This window comes from Arenibacter echinorum, assembly GCF_003259375.1.
GTDB classification, from domain to species: Bacteria; Bacteroidota; Bacteroidia; order Flavobacteriales; family Flavobacteriaceae; genus Arenibacter; species Arenibacter echinorum.
Map to the genome: position 1 here is coordinate 189,458 of NZ_QLLN01000007.1, position 16,042 is coordinate 205,499.

At 42.2% G+C, this 16,042-nt stretch carries 11 protein-coding genes; 3 read left to right on the forward strand and 8 right to left on the reverse strand.

Annotated elements, in window-relative coordinates:
- The first annotated feature begins 124 nt into the window (after positions 1-124).
- From LV92_RS17930 to LV92_RS17940, 3 genes are read left to right on the forward strand one after another with little or no spacing between them, the layout of a single operon-like run.
- The gene (locus tag LV92_RS17930; RefSeq protein WP_111624977.1) at positions 125-1,495 is read left to right on the forward strand and encodes a sigma-54-dependent transcriptional regulator; all 1,371 of its coding nucleotides are present in this window, start codon (positions 125-127) and stop codon (positions 1,493-1,495) included.
- Entirely contained in the window at positions 1,488-2,837 is a 1,350-nt protein-coding gene (locus tag LV92_RS17935) for a sensor histidine kinase (RefSeq protein WP_111624978.1), read from the forward strand. Before LV92_RS17930 ends, LV92_RS17935 begins: the two co-directional genes overlap by 8 nt.
- Positions 2,838-2,896: 59 nt before the next feature.
- Positions 2,897-4,141 carry a cation:proton antiporter gene (locus LV92_RS17940; protein WP_111624979.1) on the forward strand — a complete coding sequence of 415 codons (1,245 nt, stop codon included), beginning with the start codon at positions 2,897-2,899 and terminating at the stop codon, positions 4,139-4,141.
- Positions 4,142-4,149: 8 nt separating this feature from the next.
- On the opposite strand, the gene LV92_RS17945 is transcribed toward LV92_RS17940, so the two are convergent.
- The 8 genes from LV92_RS17945 to LV92_RS17980 form a co-directional block, all read right to left on the reverse strand.
- Positions 4,150-5,334 carry a M20 metallopeptidase family protein gene (locus LV92_RS17945; RefSeq protein WP_111624980.1) on the reverse strand — a complete coding sequence of 395 codons (1,185 nt, stop codon included), beginning with the start codon at positions 5,332-5,334 and terminating at the stop codon, positions 4,150-4,152.
- 228 nt (positions 5,335-5,562) lie between these two features.
- Entirely contained in the window at positions 5,563-6,477 is a 915-nt protein-coding gene (locus LV92_RS17950; RefSeq protein WP_170126357.1) for an FAD:protein FMN transferase, read from the reverse strand.
- Positions 6,478-6,602: 125 nt separating this feature from the next.
- Positions 6,603-8,039, reverse strand: a complete 1,437-nt coding sequence (locus LV92_RS17955) for a c-type cytochrome domain-containing protein (RefSeq protein ID WP_111624982.1) — start codon at positions 8,037-8,039, stop codon at positions 6,603-6,605.
- A gap of 3 nt (positions 8,040-8,042) precedes the next feature.
- Positions 8,043-9,503: a DUF1501 domain-containing protein gene (locus tag LV92_RS17960; RefSeq protein WP_111624983.1), complete on the reverse strand. Its 1,461-nt coding sequence runs from the start codon at positions 9,501-9,503 to the stop codon at positions 8,043-8,045.
- 5 nt (positions 9,504-9,508) lie between these two features.
- Positions 9,509-11,851, reverse strand: a complete 2,343-nt coding sequence (locus tag LV92_RS17965) for a PSD1 and planctomycete cytochrome C domain-containing protein (RefSeq protein WP_111624984.1) — start codon at positions 11,849-11,851, stop codon at positions 9,509-9,511.
- Positions 11,852-11,948: 97 nt separating this feature from the next.
- Positions 11,949-13,343, reverse strand: coding sequence for a DUF2231 domain-containing protein (locus LV92_RS17970; protein WP_111624985.1), 1,395 nt, complete (start codon positions 13,341-13,343; stop codon positions 11,949-11,951).
- Between the two features lie 39 nt (positions 13,344-13,382).
- Complete coding sequence (locus LV92_RS17975) at positions 13,383-14,492, reverse strand: NHL repeat-containing protein (RefSeq protein ID WP_111624986.1); 1,110 nt, start codon at positions 14,490-14,492, stop codon at positions 13,383-13,385.
- Positions 14,493-14,524: 32 nt separating this feature from the next.
- A complete protein-coding gene (locus LV92_RS17980; RefSeq protein WP_111625085.1) occupies positions 14,525-16,036 on the reverse strand; it encodes a DUF1501 domain-containing protein in 1,512 nt (503 codons plus the stop codon).
- Positions 16,037-16,042: the final 6 nt, after the last annotated feature.

Below are 16,042 nucleotides of genomic sequence, written 5' to 3' on the forward strand. Positions count from 1 at the left end.
TGGATTCTTCGTTAAACTTCAGCACGAGCAACAAATCTAGATCCGCCCCACTTTTTTTTAAGTAAAAAAAGAGGAGTTTATAAAAGCTGATGAACAAAAGAAAAATTACCTTATTAACAATATTATGGTCGAGGGAAAAATATTAGTTATAGACGACAACAAAAGTGTTTTGAGTGCCTTGGAAATTCTGTTGCAATTTGAATATACCAGCATCACTACCCTTTCCAATCCCAATCAATTGTCTTCCTTTCCCGACTTAAGCTCGATTGACGTAGTCCTCTTGGATATGAATTTTTCTGCTGGGGTAAATACGGGAAATGAAGGGTTATTTTGGTTAAAGGAAATTAAGAAAAAGGCACCTCTTACCGCAGTTATCATGATGACCGCCTATGGGGCGGTAGAACTAGCGGTACAGGCGCTTAAAGAGGGAGCATCCGATTTTATTCTCAAACCTTGGAACAACGATAAGTTCTTGGCAACCGTAAAAGCGGCTTATATGCTTCGCAAATCCCAGAAAGAAATCAGTAAATTAAAACAAAAGGAAAGTAATTTAAAGCAGGTAATTAATCAGGACAAAAATTATATAATTGGTAATTCCAGGGCACTCACCGCCGTTTTGAACCTTACCAATAAAGTGGCCAGGACCGATGTGAATGTTTTGATTACCGGTGAAAACGGTACTGGCAAAGAACTGATTGCCCGACAACTGCACCGAATGTCTCCTAGACAAAATGAAGTTTTCATCCCGGTCGATATGGGTTCTATATCAGAAAATCTATTCGAAAGTGAGCTATTTGGCCACCTTAAAGGATCGTTTACGGATGCCAAGGAGGACAGGACCGGAAAATTTGAAGCGGCCAATGGAGGCACCTTGTTTTTGGATGAGATAGGCAACCTTTCACTACAAATGCAGGCTAAACTACTATCCGCCATTCAGAATAAGGTCATAGTACGCGTGGGATCCAACAAGCCCATTCCGGTAGATATTAGATTGGTCTGTGCCACCAATGGCAATTTGGAACAAATGGTAACCGATGGTCTCTTTAGAGAGGATCTTTTATATCGAATAAATACCATACATATTCAGGTTCCAGCACTACGGGACAGGGGGGATGACATTTTGATCATCGCTCATTTTTATCTGAAAAAATATAGCGCCAAGTATGCAAAACATGGACTCCGAATAAACGATATTGCTGAAGAAAAATTGATGCAATACTCATGGCCAGGAAATGTGAGGGAACTACAGCACACTTTGGAAAGGGCGGTAATCCTTTGTGAAGGAAATATTCTGAAACCTACCGATTTTATATTGAATGCGAAACCATCCCAACTAATGCCCACAGGACCTAAAACCTTGGAGGAAATGGAACAAATTATGATTGCAAACGCCTTGCAAAGCCATGATGGCAACTATAGTGCAGCGGCGGCACAATTGGGGATATCCCGGCAAACGCTCTACAATAAAATTAAAAAACAGGATACCAATGGTTAGTAAAAACTTCTATTTCCAAACCATAGGCCGAGTAGTCTTTATTACCGCCACATCCTTAATGCTCGCCTTTCTATTGGTCCGGGAAAACTATGTTTTTAGTGTTCTAACCTTAATTGCACTGGTACTTCAGGCCTCTTATTTAATAAAATATGTAAATGAGACCAACAGAAAAATAGCCTATTTCTTCGATGCTATAAAGAATGAGGATTTCACCCTTAGATTTCCCGAAAAATTGACACTTAAATCTCTTGAAGAGCTTAATCATAGCTTGAATATGCTAAATGAAATGATTCAAAAAATTCATTTAAAAAATCAGACCCAAGAACGATTTTACCAAGAGATCTTAAAACAAGCCGATATTGGCATTTTAGCGATCAACAACAAAGGACATATCCTTTTTGCCAATCCCAGATTGGAGCATATGCTAAATTATACGCCACTTAACCACATTAAACAACTATCCCAAATTGATGAAAATCTCTATCGTGTCTTTAGTGAATTGAAGCCTTTTGAACGTCGCATGTTTCAATTGACCAATGAACGTGAAAAAATTGATTTGGCGATAAAATCCTCATCCTTCAATTTGGATGGACAAGAATTATTATTGGTGGTCATCCAGGATATCCATCAGGAATTGGACGAAAAGGAAACCGAATCCTGGACCAAATTAATTAGGGTCTTGACGCATGAGATCATGAATTCCATTACCCCGATAACATCCATTTCCGATTCCATTTTAAAATATTACGAAAAGGGGGATATAAATCTTGAGAATGGCATTGAATACCAAAAACGCTTGGACAATACTATCAAGGGGTTGGAAGTGATTAAGGATCAAGGCTCCAATTTATTGAGTTTTGTAGAATCTTACAGAAGCCTCTTAAACGTTCCTGTACCGGATAAAAAAATTGTATTGGCGCAAAATTTATTGGAAAAGGTAAAGTTACTCGTAGGACAGAACCAGGGGTTTTCAAATACTTCCATCGAATTGCAAATACGGACCCAAGACTTGGAGCTTTTTATTGATGAAAAACAAATTACCCAAGTATTGATCAATTTGTGCAAGAATGCGTTACAGTCACTCTCAAATCAAGAGAACAGTACTATTAAATTAATTGCAGGACTAAACAATGCAGGAGAAAAATATATTGAAGTGGAGGATAATGGCCCAGGGATACCCCATGAATTGATCAACGAAATCTTTGTGCCTTTTTTCACTACCAAAAATACGGGAACAGGGGTAGGACTAAGTTTTTCAAAACAAATATTACGGATGCACGGCGGCAATTTAAAAGTGAACTCAATACCCGACAGGAATACCACCTTTACACTGTTATTTTAAGTCCACCGGTACTATTAAACAATTCACAACCCCTATTTTTGTAACAAACCCACCTTCCTATGGACTATTTCACTATTGCCTCTGTATTGATTTTTCTTTCTGCCGTTTTTGGATATATCAATGTTCGGTTTTTAAAGTTGCCCAATTCTATTGGGCTAATGCTGATTACCATTGTATTTACACTAGTCGTTTTTGCCATAAGTGGGTTTGATGACACTCTGTTAAATGCTGAAAAATATATCATAACCCATATTGATTTTAGAACCGTATTAATGGATGTAATGTTGAGCTTTCTCTTATTTGCCGGAGCATTGCACACCAATTTTGAACAGCTAAAAGTACAGCGATGGCCCGTCTTTGCCTTTGCCACCCTAGGGGTATTGGTTTCCACATTCTTGGTAGGAACGGCCATGTACTATATTTTACAGGTCGTTGGTTTACCTATAGACTATGTGTATTGCCTACTTTTTGGGGCCCTTATATCCCCGACCGATCCCATTGCTGTTCTTGGCATCTTAAAAAAGGCAGGGGTACCTAAAAAATTGGAAACCAAAATTGTAGGGGAATCCCTGTTCAACGATGGGGTTGGCGTAGTTGTTTTCTTAACCATTTTTCAGATTGCTTCCTTTGGAAGTAGCGAAACCGGTGCGAGCGAAATTCTAAAATTGTTTGGTCAAGAAGTAATTGGGGGACTTGTTTTGGGCCTGCTATTAGGATGGATCACCTTTAGACTCATGAAATCTATAGATGACTACGATATAGAAGTTATTATCACCTTAGCCGCAGTAATGACGGGAACTGTCATTGCACATCAACTACATCTTTCGGCACCTTTGGCCATGGTAACTGCTGGACTCATTGTAGGTAACGACAAAGTAAGAAACGCAGCAATGTCCGAGACCACAGAGACTTATGTGGATAAATTTTGGGAATTGTTGGACATTCTTTTAAATACCATATTGTTTGTTCTTATAGGGATGGAAATTTTGGTCCTTACCATTGAACTCAATTATTTTGTTGCTGGTCTAATTGCCATTCCAGTGGTATTGGCTTGCAGATACTTATCACTATTATTGCCCATCAACTTCTTTAAGAAAAAGCTGGATTTTGTCCCCAACACCAATATCATCATGACCTGGGGCGGATTAAGAGGTGGTATTTCCATTGCCTTGGCATTGGGACTTACTGCCGATATGCATCGGGATCTTTTCTTGGTCATTACCTATGTGGTTGTCGTCTTTTCTATCCTAGTGCAGGGTTTAACGGTAGAAAAACTGGTAAAAAGGTTATCCCTTCCAAACTAATATATCTTCTAAGCGAGAGATTCCAAAGCCAACCAGGCCATTAACCCTCCTCCTGTTTCCAAAGCCGATTCATCTATGTTGAAGGTTGGGGTATGCAAGCCGGAGGTAATTCCCTTTTCTATATTCCCAACTCCCAATAAGTAAAAACAGGCCTGATTTTTTTGGGTGTAGTAAGCAAAATCTTCGGCAGCCATCCATAAATCCAGGTCAACCACCTTATCTTCTCCAAGGTACGATATGGCACCCTGTTTCATGGAATTGGTCAGGACTACGTCATTTTTAAGATGGGGATATCCCCTTGGAATATCCACTATACAGTCCGCTCCCATTCCCTCGGCAATGGACTTTATCAGTTTGGTTAGTTTTTCTATAGCTTCCGTCCTCCAGACTTCATCATAAGTCCTAAAAGTACCCTCAATAGTTACCTTATCCGGAATAACGTTATTGGCTCCATCCCCAATAATACGCCCAAAGGATAGTACGCTGGGAGTTTTGGGCGATGCCATTCTGCTCACCACTTGCTGGGCCGCCACAATAACATGCGAAGCAATGAGAATTGGATCTATGCATTCTTCCGGTACTGCTGCATGACCGCCCTTTCCAATGATGGTAATATAAATCTCATCCATACTGGCCATAAATAATCCAGATCTAAAACCTACTTTCCCGGCAGGAAGATTTGGCATTACATGTTGACCCAAATGGGGTATGGGGCCTATGGATTTATAGGCGGCCTCTTTCATTACAAGTGTAGCCCCGCCGGGCATTAGTTCCTCACCTGGTTGAAATAATAATTTTACGGTTCCAGAATATTCATTTCTAAGCTCAAATAATATTTTAGCGGTCAACAAAAGGGAAGTCATATGCACATCATGTCCACAGGCATGCATAATCCCTTTATTTCGGGAAGCATATTCCACTGTATTTTCTTCATGAATGGGCAGAGCATCCATATCCGCCCTCAACAGAATGGTTTTGCCTTTATCGGTTCCTTGAATAGTAGCTAATAATCCAGTTTCTGCTACAGATTCAATAGTGTCGATTCCAATAGCAATAAGTTGCTGCCGTATATAGGCGCAGGTCTTATGTTCCTTAAAAGACAGTTCCGGGTGCTGGTGCAGATACCTCCTGACACCTACAATCTCTGAGGAATAAGTTTTTGCCAGTTGTTTTATTTTGTCGATTGTATTCATTTAACTTCCTGTATAACTAGTATTAAACCAAAATATAACTTTTGCTCCTTCAATTGGCAAGGGAAGGTGGCTTTTGTATCTTTTTCTGGGACAAAAGACGGAAGGGATCTAGTAATGTACTTAATTAAACCTCCGTTCATCAGCCTTTCCGTCCCAATCCACTAAAGCGTGGAATGGTCTACCTTCCCCTGCTAGGGGAAGGAGCCCGTAATTATTTGTAATCTTATTTCAATCCTCAACTATATAATTTAAAAATCCAGAACTATTCCATTGCTGGTATGACCCAGGTACATCCTCCACCATAAACACCTCCAAATTTATTGTTTCCTGAACAATTTTACAGCCTTCCCCTATACCCAGGACACTTAATGCCGAAGCATAAGCATCTGCCATAGTACCATTGGGGGCAATAATTGTTACCTGTATATTATTGCTCAACGCCATGCCATTTTTAGGATTGATGATATGCGAGTACCGCTTCCCATCTATAACGGCATACTGATATAAATCCCCTGAGGTAGCTACGGCCTGATTTTTCAACTTTATTTTCCGGAAAACTTCTTTTCCGTTTTTGTCATAATAGCTAAATCCTAAAACCCAAAACTCCTTATTGGGCGGGGCATTGCTTACCGTGACATCTCCCCCCATATCTACCAAAGCCGCATTTATTCCATTACTCTTCAGCAGGCTAATGACCTCATCCGCAGCAAACCCCTTTCCTATCCCGCCAACATCCAATTGCATTCCTTCTTGTTTTAACCTTACCGTATTCAACATGGGGAATTCCAGATTGCCATAACCGGTTCTTTGTTGTGCGGGCTTTATTTCAGCCATTGAAGGTATTTGTCTATTTTTCCTAGCCTTTTTCCATAGTTCAATGAGCGGACCTAGGGTAATATCGAAAGCACCGTTGGTCTTTGCAGCATAGTCCCCTGAAATTTGCAATAATCTAAAAAGGTCATTGCTAACCGCAACGTTTATATTTGAACCACTGCTAAGCTTATTAATTTCACTATTAGGAAGGTAATTACTTAAAGTGCTATTAAGTTCATCTATTCTAGCGAAAACCAATTGGGCAATGGAATCTGCCCTGGCCATATCTTCATTGTGGTCGTAAAAAACCAGACCAATTTGCGTACCCATTTGTTGGTGGGTATACTCATACCTGGCTTGGGCCATTGATAACGAATGAAAGGTAATAAGTAAAATGACAATTGGAATACGACAAGTCATACACATCCTAAGTAATTAATAATCTACTTACGAATTTACTGTATACTATCCACAATGGTGTCCTTCTCTATAAATTCCATTTTAAGCTCTGGATCAATTCCGTAGTCCAAATGTAAATTGGGCATGGCTTCCCTTAGCTCGGAAAGCCCTTGATCGGACATTTGCGTATCCCAAACATAAAGACTTTTAAGGCCTTTGAAATCCTTTAGAATGGCAACACTTTCATCGCTAATGCCTGTTTCATATGCCTTTAATACCCTTAAATTTTCAAGCCCGGTTATTTTTGCAAACTCGGCATCCGTGATGGGGGTTCGGTCCACTTCCAACCACTCCAAATTCTTGCACGTGGCCACTAGGTCCATTTCCTTTTCACCAATTGGGATTCCACTCAAATCCAATTCAACAATATTATTGGAAATTCGGTTTAAATCCGTAATATTTTTAGGATCGTATTCTGGAGGTAAGTACACGGATACGCTCAGCGCCTGCGAATTACTGGCAATCCTTTTAATTGTAACATAATCTGAGGCCAAATTTTGAAGGGTACTGTCCGATACCTTGGGAAGTTTTGCCCATGAATTTATTGTTCCGGGTTCCATCATCTTTCTAACCATTCCAACCAATGGTTCATCGTTATCCAAATGACTTAATTTTAGGGTATCAGAAGCTCCCAAGGCTATCCAACGTTCCAATATTTGTATTTCGTTCTCGGATAATGGTTTCTTGCCCTCAGGCGGCATATGCTCCTCGTCTTCCATTGGCAAATGTAGACGTCTGATGAGTTCACTGTTTCCTGGATCCCCAACTACCAAAGCGGGGCCACTTTCACCACCTTTGATCAACTCGCCTATACTGGTCATTAAGAGCTCTCCTTTTATTTTGTTTGGATTATGGCAGGCTATACAATTATTGTCCAACACCCTGTATACTATATGCTCATAAATCAATGGATTTTCAGGAATCTTCTCCAATTTCTTGCTTCTGGGCAAAGCCAAAAAGTCTTCCCCATGTGTAACCATACCTCCGTAATGGCCCGTTAGTCCCACCAAAATAATCAATACCACCTGTATTCCTTTCACCAAATAAGTCTGCTGTAAATGATTAGTACTCACCCAATACCATACAACTGCCAAAATAGCTACCCCGGCCCCCATCCATTGGTGCCAAAAAAGAAGGTCGCCCTTAGGTACAGATTCCGTTCCCAAAAAGAATCCCGTTATAGCGGTAACCAGCGCGGAAAGTGTGGCAACCATAAGTAAAAGCTTAGGAACCATTTGATTGAAAAGGCCTATAACGGCGGCCATCAGTAATAGTACAATGGGAAAATGCAGGATCAAAGGGTGCCAGCGTCCCAACCAGGCTACAAGGCTTGGAAGATCAATAAAAGATTCAAAAATTAAACAGAAAACAAGAAATACAGTAAGACCGAAAATAACATAATCGACCCAAGGAGAACTATTTTTTTGAGCCATATACTATGTTAAGATATCGTTTACAACATTACCGGCGACATCTGTAAGCCTAAAGCGACGTCCCTGATATTTATAAATTAATTGTTCGTGATCCAGTCCCAGATTATTCATAATAGTAGCGTGGAAATCGTTGATATGAACGGGGTTTTTCACAATATTATACCCAAATTCATCAGTTTCCCCATAAGTTATACCCGGTTTTATACCGCCACCGGCCATCCATATACTAAAGGCTCTTGGGTGATGGTCCCTACCGTAATTTTTTGGATCAAAATTACCTTGGCAGTAGTTGGTTCTTCCAAACTCCCCGCCCCAAATAACCAAGGTGTCCTCCAACATGCCTCGTTGTTTTAAATCCAGGATAAGGGCAGCAGATGCTTGATCCACATCCTTGGCCTGTCCAGCCATTTCATTGGGTAGATTTCCATGTTGGTCCCAACCTTGGTGGTACAACTGTATAAAGCGCACCCCATTTTCTGCAAGCCTACGGGCCTGCAAACAATTCGCCGCATAAGTCCCGGGAACCTGGGAGTCTTCCCCATATAATTTTATAATGGATTCCGGTTCCTTCTTAATATCCATAACATCGGGCACGGACATTTGCATCCTATAGGCCATTTCATATTGGGCAATCCTTGATTCTATCTCGTCGTCGCCCGTTTCAACATGATGTATTTTATTTAGTGAAGAAACATGGTCCAACAAATGGCGCTTATCTGAACGCGAAATTCCATCGGGATCGTTCAAATAGAGAACAGGATCCTTCCCTGAGCGCAACAGTACCCCTTGATGCTTGGAGTCCAAGAATCCACTGGACCAAAGCTTGGAATATAAGCCTTGACTATTTCCCTTGCCCCGTGAGGTAAGCACGACAAACGAAGGCAAATTTTGATTTTCACTTCCCAACCCATAGCTCATCCAGGAGCCCATACTAGGCCTACCCGATTGCTGACTCCCCGTTTGAAAAAAGGTGATGGCCGGATCGTGGTTTATGGCCTCGGTGTGCATACTTCTTACTATACAGATCTCATCGGAAATTTTGGCAATATGCGGAAAAAATTCGCTTACCCAAGCCCCACTTTTACCATGTTGGGCAAACTTGGCAGCCGAAGGCATTAAGGGAAATTTATCCTGACCAGCGGTCATCCCGGTAAGTCGTTGCCCGTTCCTTATAGATTCTGGCAAATCTTCTCCCATACGCTTGGCAAGGGTAGGTTTATAATCAAAGGATTCCAACTGTGATGGAGCCCCGGATTGAAACAAATATATTACCCGTTTCGCCTTTGGGGCAAAATGGGGAATTCCCAATGGTTGACTCGCCAAAGGCGCGGGTCCTCCTTTAAAAAGGTCTGGGATCAACAAAGAACCCAATGCCAAAGAACCGATTCCTACGCTTAATTGGGAAAAAAAGTGTCTTCGGTTTACCTTTAGTGGATTTTCAGAATTTGTTTTGTCTTCTTCCATAATCGTTATTCTTTGGTAATTGTTTCATCTAGATTGTAAATCACCTGGGCCGTCAACATCAATGCGGCCGTTTTTGCCGGATCGGTATCCAATCTTTTATATTCTCCCTGTGCAATCAATTTTTCGGCATTCTCCTTGTTGTTCAAGAACTTGCCCAGGGCATCGGTATAATATTCCTCCAAAACCTTTTTTTCCTCTTCTTTGGGGTTCCTCACCAAGATACGCTGAAATACAGTGGCGACCCACTTTTCCGAATCTTTGGTATCCAAAATGGTATTTTCTGCCAATACCCTTGCGGACTCCAACATTTGAACATCATTCTGAAGTGCAAGGGCCTGTAGAGGGGTATTGGTCTTTTGCCGTCTTACCTCACAAATATCCCTGTTGGGAGCATCAAAAATGGACATGCTTGGTGGTGGCAGGGTCCTTTTCCATAAGGTGTAGAGGGAACGCCTATACAATTTATCGCCTTCATCGGCAACATAGGTCGTAAGCACCCCCCTATTGCCACCGGCGTTTGTCTCTTCCCATAGCCCTGCGGGCTGGTAAGGTTTTACACTAGGCCCGCCTACCTCCTTATTTAGCAGACCACTGGTGGCCAGAACATAATCCCGTATCATCTCCCCGCTCATCCTGAACCTGGGGGCCCTGGAAAGCCACTTGTTATCCGGATCCGACTTTTTGGTCTCCTCGGTAGCTATGGAACTTTGCTGGTAGGTAGCCGATAGCATTATTTTCTTCAACAGATATTTTATGTCCCAACCGTGGTCCATAAAATCCTTGGCCAGCCAGTCCAACAATTGCGGATGGGTGGGCAGACTGCCCTGCACACCAAAATCTTCGGAAGTTTCTACAAGTCCCCTCCCGAACAACATTCCCCAGACCCTGTTCACAAAGACCCTGGAGGTCAACGGATTGTTTTCATCGGTCACCCATTTGGCCAGTCCCAATCTGTTTTTTGGAAGCTCATCCGAGTAGGGAAGTATTATTTCCGGGGCATTGGGAGTTACTTCCTCTCCCGGACTATCATATTCCCCACGGTTGAAAATATAGGTCGTTCTGGGCATGGAATCGTTCATGACCATCACCTTGACGGCTTCACCTTCGGACTTATTGATAAAGGATAGGACCCCACTGGTCTCCTCATCCGTTATATTCATAAAGGGGGCATCGGCAAAATATTTCTGATTGGCAGCCTGTACGGCATCCATACGCAACCCCTTTTCATCCACATTATTAAAAAAAGAATAGATCTCAAAATAATCCCTTTGGGACAGCTGGTCGTATTTGTGGTCGTGGCATTTGGCGCATTCCAAAGTAAGCCCCAAGATGCCCTTCCCCAAGGTATTGGTGCGGTCCACCACATAATAGGATTGGTACTCCTCCTGGATAACCCCGCCCTCCTGGGTGATGGGATGGTTCCTATTGAAACCTGTGGCCAGTACCTGTTCCTTGGTGGCATTGGGCATCAGGTCGCCCGCCAATTGCACGCTCAGAAAATCATCATAGGGCAGGTTGTTGTTAAAGGCATGGATAACCCAGTCTCGCCAGGGCCACATGCTCCTGTAACTATCGTCCTGGTAGCCGTGGGAGTCCGCATACCTGGCCACATCCAGCCATACTTGCGTCATGCGCTCCCCATAGGACGGTGAGGCCAAAAACTCGTCTATGGCCCGGTCCAGAATATCCCCGGAAGTATTGTTGAGAAACCTTTCAACCTGATCGGCATTGGGAGGCAGTCCCGTTAGGTCCAAAGCCATTCTTCTGATAAGTGTATGCTCCTCCGCTTTCTGGGAAGGGACCAGAGCGTTCTCCTCCAGTTTCTCCATGATAAAGGCATCGATCTCATTGTGTGCCCAATCCGTCCGTTCCGTTTTTGGCTGCTCCGCCTTCTTGGGAGGGATAAAGGCCCAGTGCTTATCGAACTTGGCACCCTGTTCTATCCATTTCTTCAAGAGTTTCTTTTCATAGGAATTCAGTGCCAATTGTGAATCCGGTGGGGGCATCAGCAGTTTGGGATCATCCGAGACCACGTGCTGGTACAAAAGACTGTTCGCGGGCCTGCCCGCCACAACGGCATATTTCCCGGGATTCTCCGGCAGTTCCGATAAGGCCCCTTTCTCCAGATCCAGACGCAGGCCAGCCTTCCGCTTGTTGGCATCAGGACCGTGGCAGGTATAACAATTGTCCGATAGTATGGGCTTTATATGGAAATTATAATCTACGACCTCCGGCAACTTCTGATCCGCATATACGTCACCAGAGGATTTGAAAAGCCCCGACTTAAATGCGAACAACAGCGCCACCAAGCCCAATAAAATCAATACTATGCTAACTTTTTGTCTCATAAGGAAACTATCTTATTATAAGGGCTATTTCATAGTTTTAACATCTTTAATAATGCATTTTATATATTGAAATAAATTAATCATTAATATACCGTCATTACATCCCCATTATTATGGCGGGACGATTTTCTTTTTTGGCAAAACTTGCCACCTCATCTTCGGTTATTGCTGTTCCCCAAGCGTACACACGTTCCAATCCCTTCATTTTTATAAAGTTATCAAAACTTGATGCCGTAATTTTAGTTTCATATAAATTAAGTCCTGTTATACTTTGAATCCCTGTAATTTCAGCTATACCCAAGTCTGTGATCGGATTTTTTTCCAATTCTACTTTTTGAAGGTTTACAAATTGACCGATGGTTTTTAAATGCCTGTCCTGCACACCGTTGTCCTTGAGGGAAAGCCATATAATATTGTCCTTCATTGGAAGTAGCTTTTCCAGCTTTCCATCCAATTCATCGCTGTTCTTGGAACTAATAAAATGAGGGGGCAAAACAACCTCATACAAACCGGATTCAAATATTAATTCCCGAACTTTAAACCCTGCACCCACAATATCCTTCAATATTTCCTCATTCACTTGAACAGCTTTAGGCAAAGGAATTCCACTTTTACCGGTCACATCTTCCAAGCCTAACATGTTAGAGGCAATACTTGTTATTTCCTCAGGAGTTTCCAATTCCCCCATTTTTACCCTAAAATCCGCATTTGCCTTTTCTATCCAAAAAGTCAAAATTGATTTCTCCTCATCAGTAAGGGGAGTTTTACCTTCAGGAGGCATATAATCCTCATGGTGAGGATCCAGCATGGTACGTCTAATCATCTCGGACTTGGCGACATTTCCAGCTATAAAGGCCTCACCATTTTTACCTCCTTTTTTAATATCGATACTGTCCTGAAAAGAGAGTCCGCCCTTTTTCTTGCTGGAATTATGGCAACTAGCACACTTGGCATCCAGGATAGGGTTTACCAAATAGTCATAGACCGCGGCATCCTCCAATTTGTCAATTGGGGGTAGCACTACTTTTTCCTCTCTACCAAATGGCGCATATTTTACCAAATAATCGCTTCCGTGAGTTAAATTACCTCCGTAATGCCCTGTAATACCCACCAAAACCACCACAAGGGTCAGACTGGCCATATTGGGTTTCATACCCTTTAATTTTGTTATATTAAGCCTGCCCGAACGTATGGACCATGCGAAAAATGTAACTATAGTAGTTGCAATTCCAAACCAAAAATGGGTATCCAACATACTCTCGTCATAGTCCCCGCTCAAGGAAAGCATGTAGCCCAAGGCACTGGCAACCACGGCGCTTATAGCTCCACCCAACAAGGCAAATTCAATAGCCATGGAGACCGAGTTATCTCTTTTCCAACGCCCATATAATTCCAAAAGAAAGGCAAAAATTAAGAACCCAATTGGCAAGTGCACCACTAGTGGGTGAAATCGACCTAAAAACAATATAAAATCCGGTACGTTATTTTCCATTGTCAACTACTAATACTCCTAAATTCAAATAATATTCTTCTAAACCCTTTCCAATTTTATTGGTGCCGTATTATAGGCGTTCCACTGACATACGTATAAATTTTTGTCCGGATCAACAAAAACATCGTGACCATGGTTAAAAATGGGAACGGTAGAATTATGCATGGTTTGGAGTTCCCCATTAATATAATTGGGAGCCTCGCCACCAGGGTTGGAAATCACCTTATTTTTTCCGTCCAATATGGTTACAAAACCCGTATCCCTAACCCATTTTTCACCATCCCTAGTTTCCGACCAACAAACTCCGGAATAGATGTTTTCATCGTCCAAAACAGCCCTACAAACAAAGGCTCCTGGCAAATTCAAGGTTTTGATATATTTTCCGTTGAGGGAGAAAAATTTAAAAGCATTTTCCGTTCTTGAAGTTACTATCAATACCGGGTTATTACTATCACGATAATCTACTGCCACTCCATGGGCATTTACCAAATTGTAGTTTTCATCGCTATTGTTTTTACCTCCCCATTTGCGGATAAATTCCCCCTTGTGATTGAACTGAAGAATATAATCCGAACCATAGCCATCTGCCACATAAATATCCCCATTGGGCCCTACGGCCGTTTCGGTGGGCATATAAGCTTCCTCTTGTTTGTAAACCCCAATAGTATGTGGATGTGGCAACGGAAAAATTAGACGCCCATCAATAGTAGTCTTAAACACCTGTCCGGCCTGCGCATGATATTTTCCGGATTTATCCACAAAATATCCGCAATCCACTATATAGAGTACATCTTCCCCTCCTTCGTTATGCAAGGTTAGACCATGTCCACCTGGATAACCAGTACCCCAATAGTCCAATAATTTCCCTGATTTATCAAATACCAAAATATTATTTGCCGTATGATCACCGATCATAAGCAACCTCCCCTTGCTGTCCATTTGCATTTCATGACAATTTAGGATAGGATTATGTGCAGTGCTTATTTTTGCCCAGTCTTTATGGACCTTATATCGGAAATCTCCGTGACCCACTATTGGATCCTCTTTAATTCCCTTCTTCAAAATATGAAAACCAAAAGAAGGGGTTGCTGCCAATGCCGTTCCCAACAACGCCGTATTACCTATAAATTTTCTTCTAGAATTGTTCATATATATTTCAATTTAATTGAATCTATTTTGAGTTAACTAAGAATATCTTTCACCACATCGCCATGAACATCGGTAAGTCTGTACCTTCTGCCTTGATGCTTAAAGGTCAATCGTTCATGGTCTATGCCAAAAAGATGCAATAAGGTGGCCTGAAAATCGTGGGTATGTACCGGATCTTTAATAATATTATAACCAAAGTCATCGGTCTCGCCATATGTAAATCCCGGTTTCACCCCTGCCCCTGCCATGAACATGGTAAAAGCCTTGGGATGATGGTCACGTCCGTAGTTCGTTTCAGTGAGCTGACCTTGGGAATAGACTGTACGTCCAAACTCTCCGCCCCACACCACCAAGGTATCTTCCAGCATACCCCGTTGTTTTAAATCCTTGATCAAGGCCGCGGTTCCCTGATCTGTATTCTTGCTCTGGTATTTTACTCCCCCAGGGCAATCGCCATGTTGATCCCAACCTTGATGATATAATTGAACAAATTTCACATCCTTTTCCAATAATTTACGGGCCATCAAACAATTTGCTGCATAAGTTCCAGGATTTCGGCTATCGGGTCCATACATATCAAAAATATAGTCGGGCTCGTCCGAAGTATCCGTTACCTCGGGTACGGAAGTCTGCATTCTATAGGCCATTTCATATTGCGCTATCCTTGCATTAATTTCGGGATCTCCAAAGGAATCATAGGCCATCCCATTCAATTTTTTCAAATAATCCAGCATTTGCCTGCGGTCATTTCCATCATAATTCTCAGGGTCCCCCAAATAGAGTACAGGGTCCTTTCCTGATCGGAACTGCACCCCCTGGTGTTCCGTAGGCAAAAAACCATTGCCCCACAAACGGGAGTACAAAGGCTGTCCAGAACCATTTTTGGAAACCAAGGAAATAAAAGTGGGCAAATTATCATTGTCCGACCCCAATCCATAGCTTATCCAGGAACCTATAGATGGTCTCCCCGGTTGTTGACTCCCTGTTTGAAAAAAGGTTATGGCCGGATCATGGTTAATAGCATCGGTATGCATACCCTTAATAAAACAAAGATCATCCACTACCTCGGACAAATAGGGCATAGCATCACTGACCCAAGCCCTGGATTCCCCATACTGCTTAAAATTTAAAGTAGATGCAGCAATGGGAAAAGCAGTTTGATCCGCGCTCATCCCCGTTAGGCGCTGGCCGGCCCTTATTGAATCGGGCAAATCCTGACCGAACATATCCTTGAGCTTGGGTTTATAATCGAACAGATCCAGTTGCGAAGGACCACCGCTTTGAAACAGATACACAATGCGCTTTGCTTTTGGCAGATGATGTGGCAAACCCAATTTATTTGTAGAGAAGGCATTCAAGGAATTCCTTTGGGCAGAGGTTGGATCTACAGCACTCCACAGCTTTTCCGTATTCAATAAGGATCCAAGGGCCATAGCCCCGATGCCTAGCGAGGTCTTTTTAAAGAACTCCCTTCTATCCCATTGCTTTTCAATGTCCTGAAGATCTCGATTGTTAGATCTTAATTTATCATGATGATCGCACATATCCTT

Bases quoted from the DNA above. Each gene is read 5' to 3' on its own strand.
- LV92_RS17930 (WP_111624977.1), top strand. From the start codon at position 125: ATGGTCGAGGGAAAAATATTAGTTATAGACGACAACAAAAGTGTTTTG.
- LV92_RS17935 (WP_111624978.1), top strand. From the start codon at position 1,488: ATGGTTAGTAAAAACTTCTATTTCCAAACCATAGGCCGAGTAGTCTTT.
- LV92_RS17940 (WP_111624979.1), top strand. From the start codon at position 2,897: ATGGACTATTTCACTATTGCCTCTGTATTGATTTTTCTTTCTGCCGTT.
- LV92_RS17945 (WP_111624980.1), bottom strand. From the start codon at position 5,334: ATGAATACAATCGACAAAATAAAACAACTGGCAAAAACTTATTCCTCA.
- LV92_RS17950 (WP_170126357.1), bottom strand. From the start codon at position 6,477: ATGGGTACGCAAATTGGTCTGGTTTTTTACGACCACAATGAAGATATG.
- LV92_RS17955 (WP_111624982.1), bottom strand. From the start codon at position 8,039: ATGGCTCAAAAAAATAGTTCTCCTTGGGTCGATTATGTTATTTTCGGT.
- LV92_RS17960 (WP_111624983.1), bottom strand. From the start codon at position 9,503: ATGGAAGAAGACAAAACAAATTCTGAAAATCCACTAAAGGTAAACCGA.
- LV92_RS17965 (WP_111624984.1), bottom strand. From the start codon at position 11,851: ATGAGACAAAAAGTTAGCATAGTATTGATTTTATTGGGCTTGGTGGCG.
- LV92_RS17970 (WP_111624985.1), bottom strand. From the start codon at position 13,343: ATGGAAAATAACGTACCGGATTTTATATTGTTTTTAGGTCGATTTCAC.
- LV92_RS17975 (WP_111624986.1), bottom strand. From the start codon at position 14,492: ATGAACAATTCTAGAAGAAAATTTATAGGTAATACGGCGTTGTTGGGA.
- LV92_RS17980 (WP_111625085.1), bottom strand. From the start codon at position 16,036: ATGTGCGATCATCATGATAAATTAAGATCTAACAATCGAGATCTTCAG.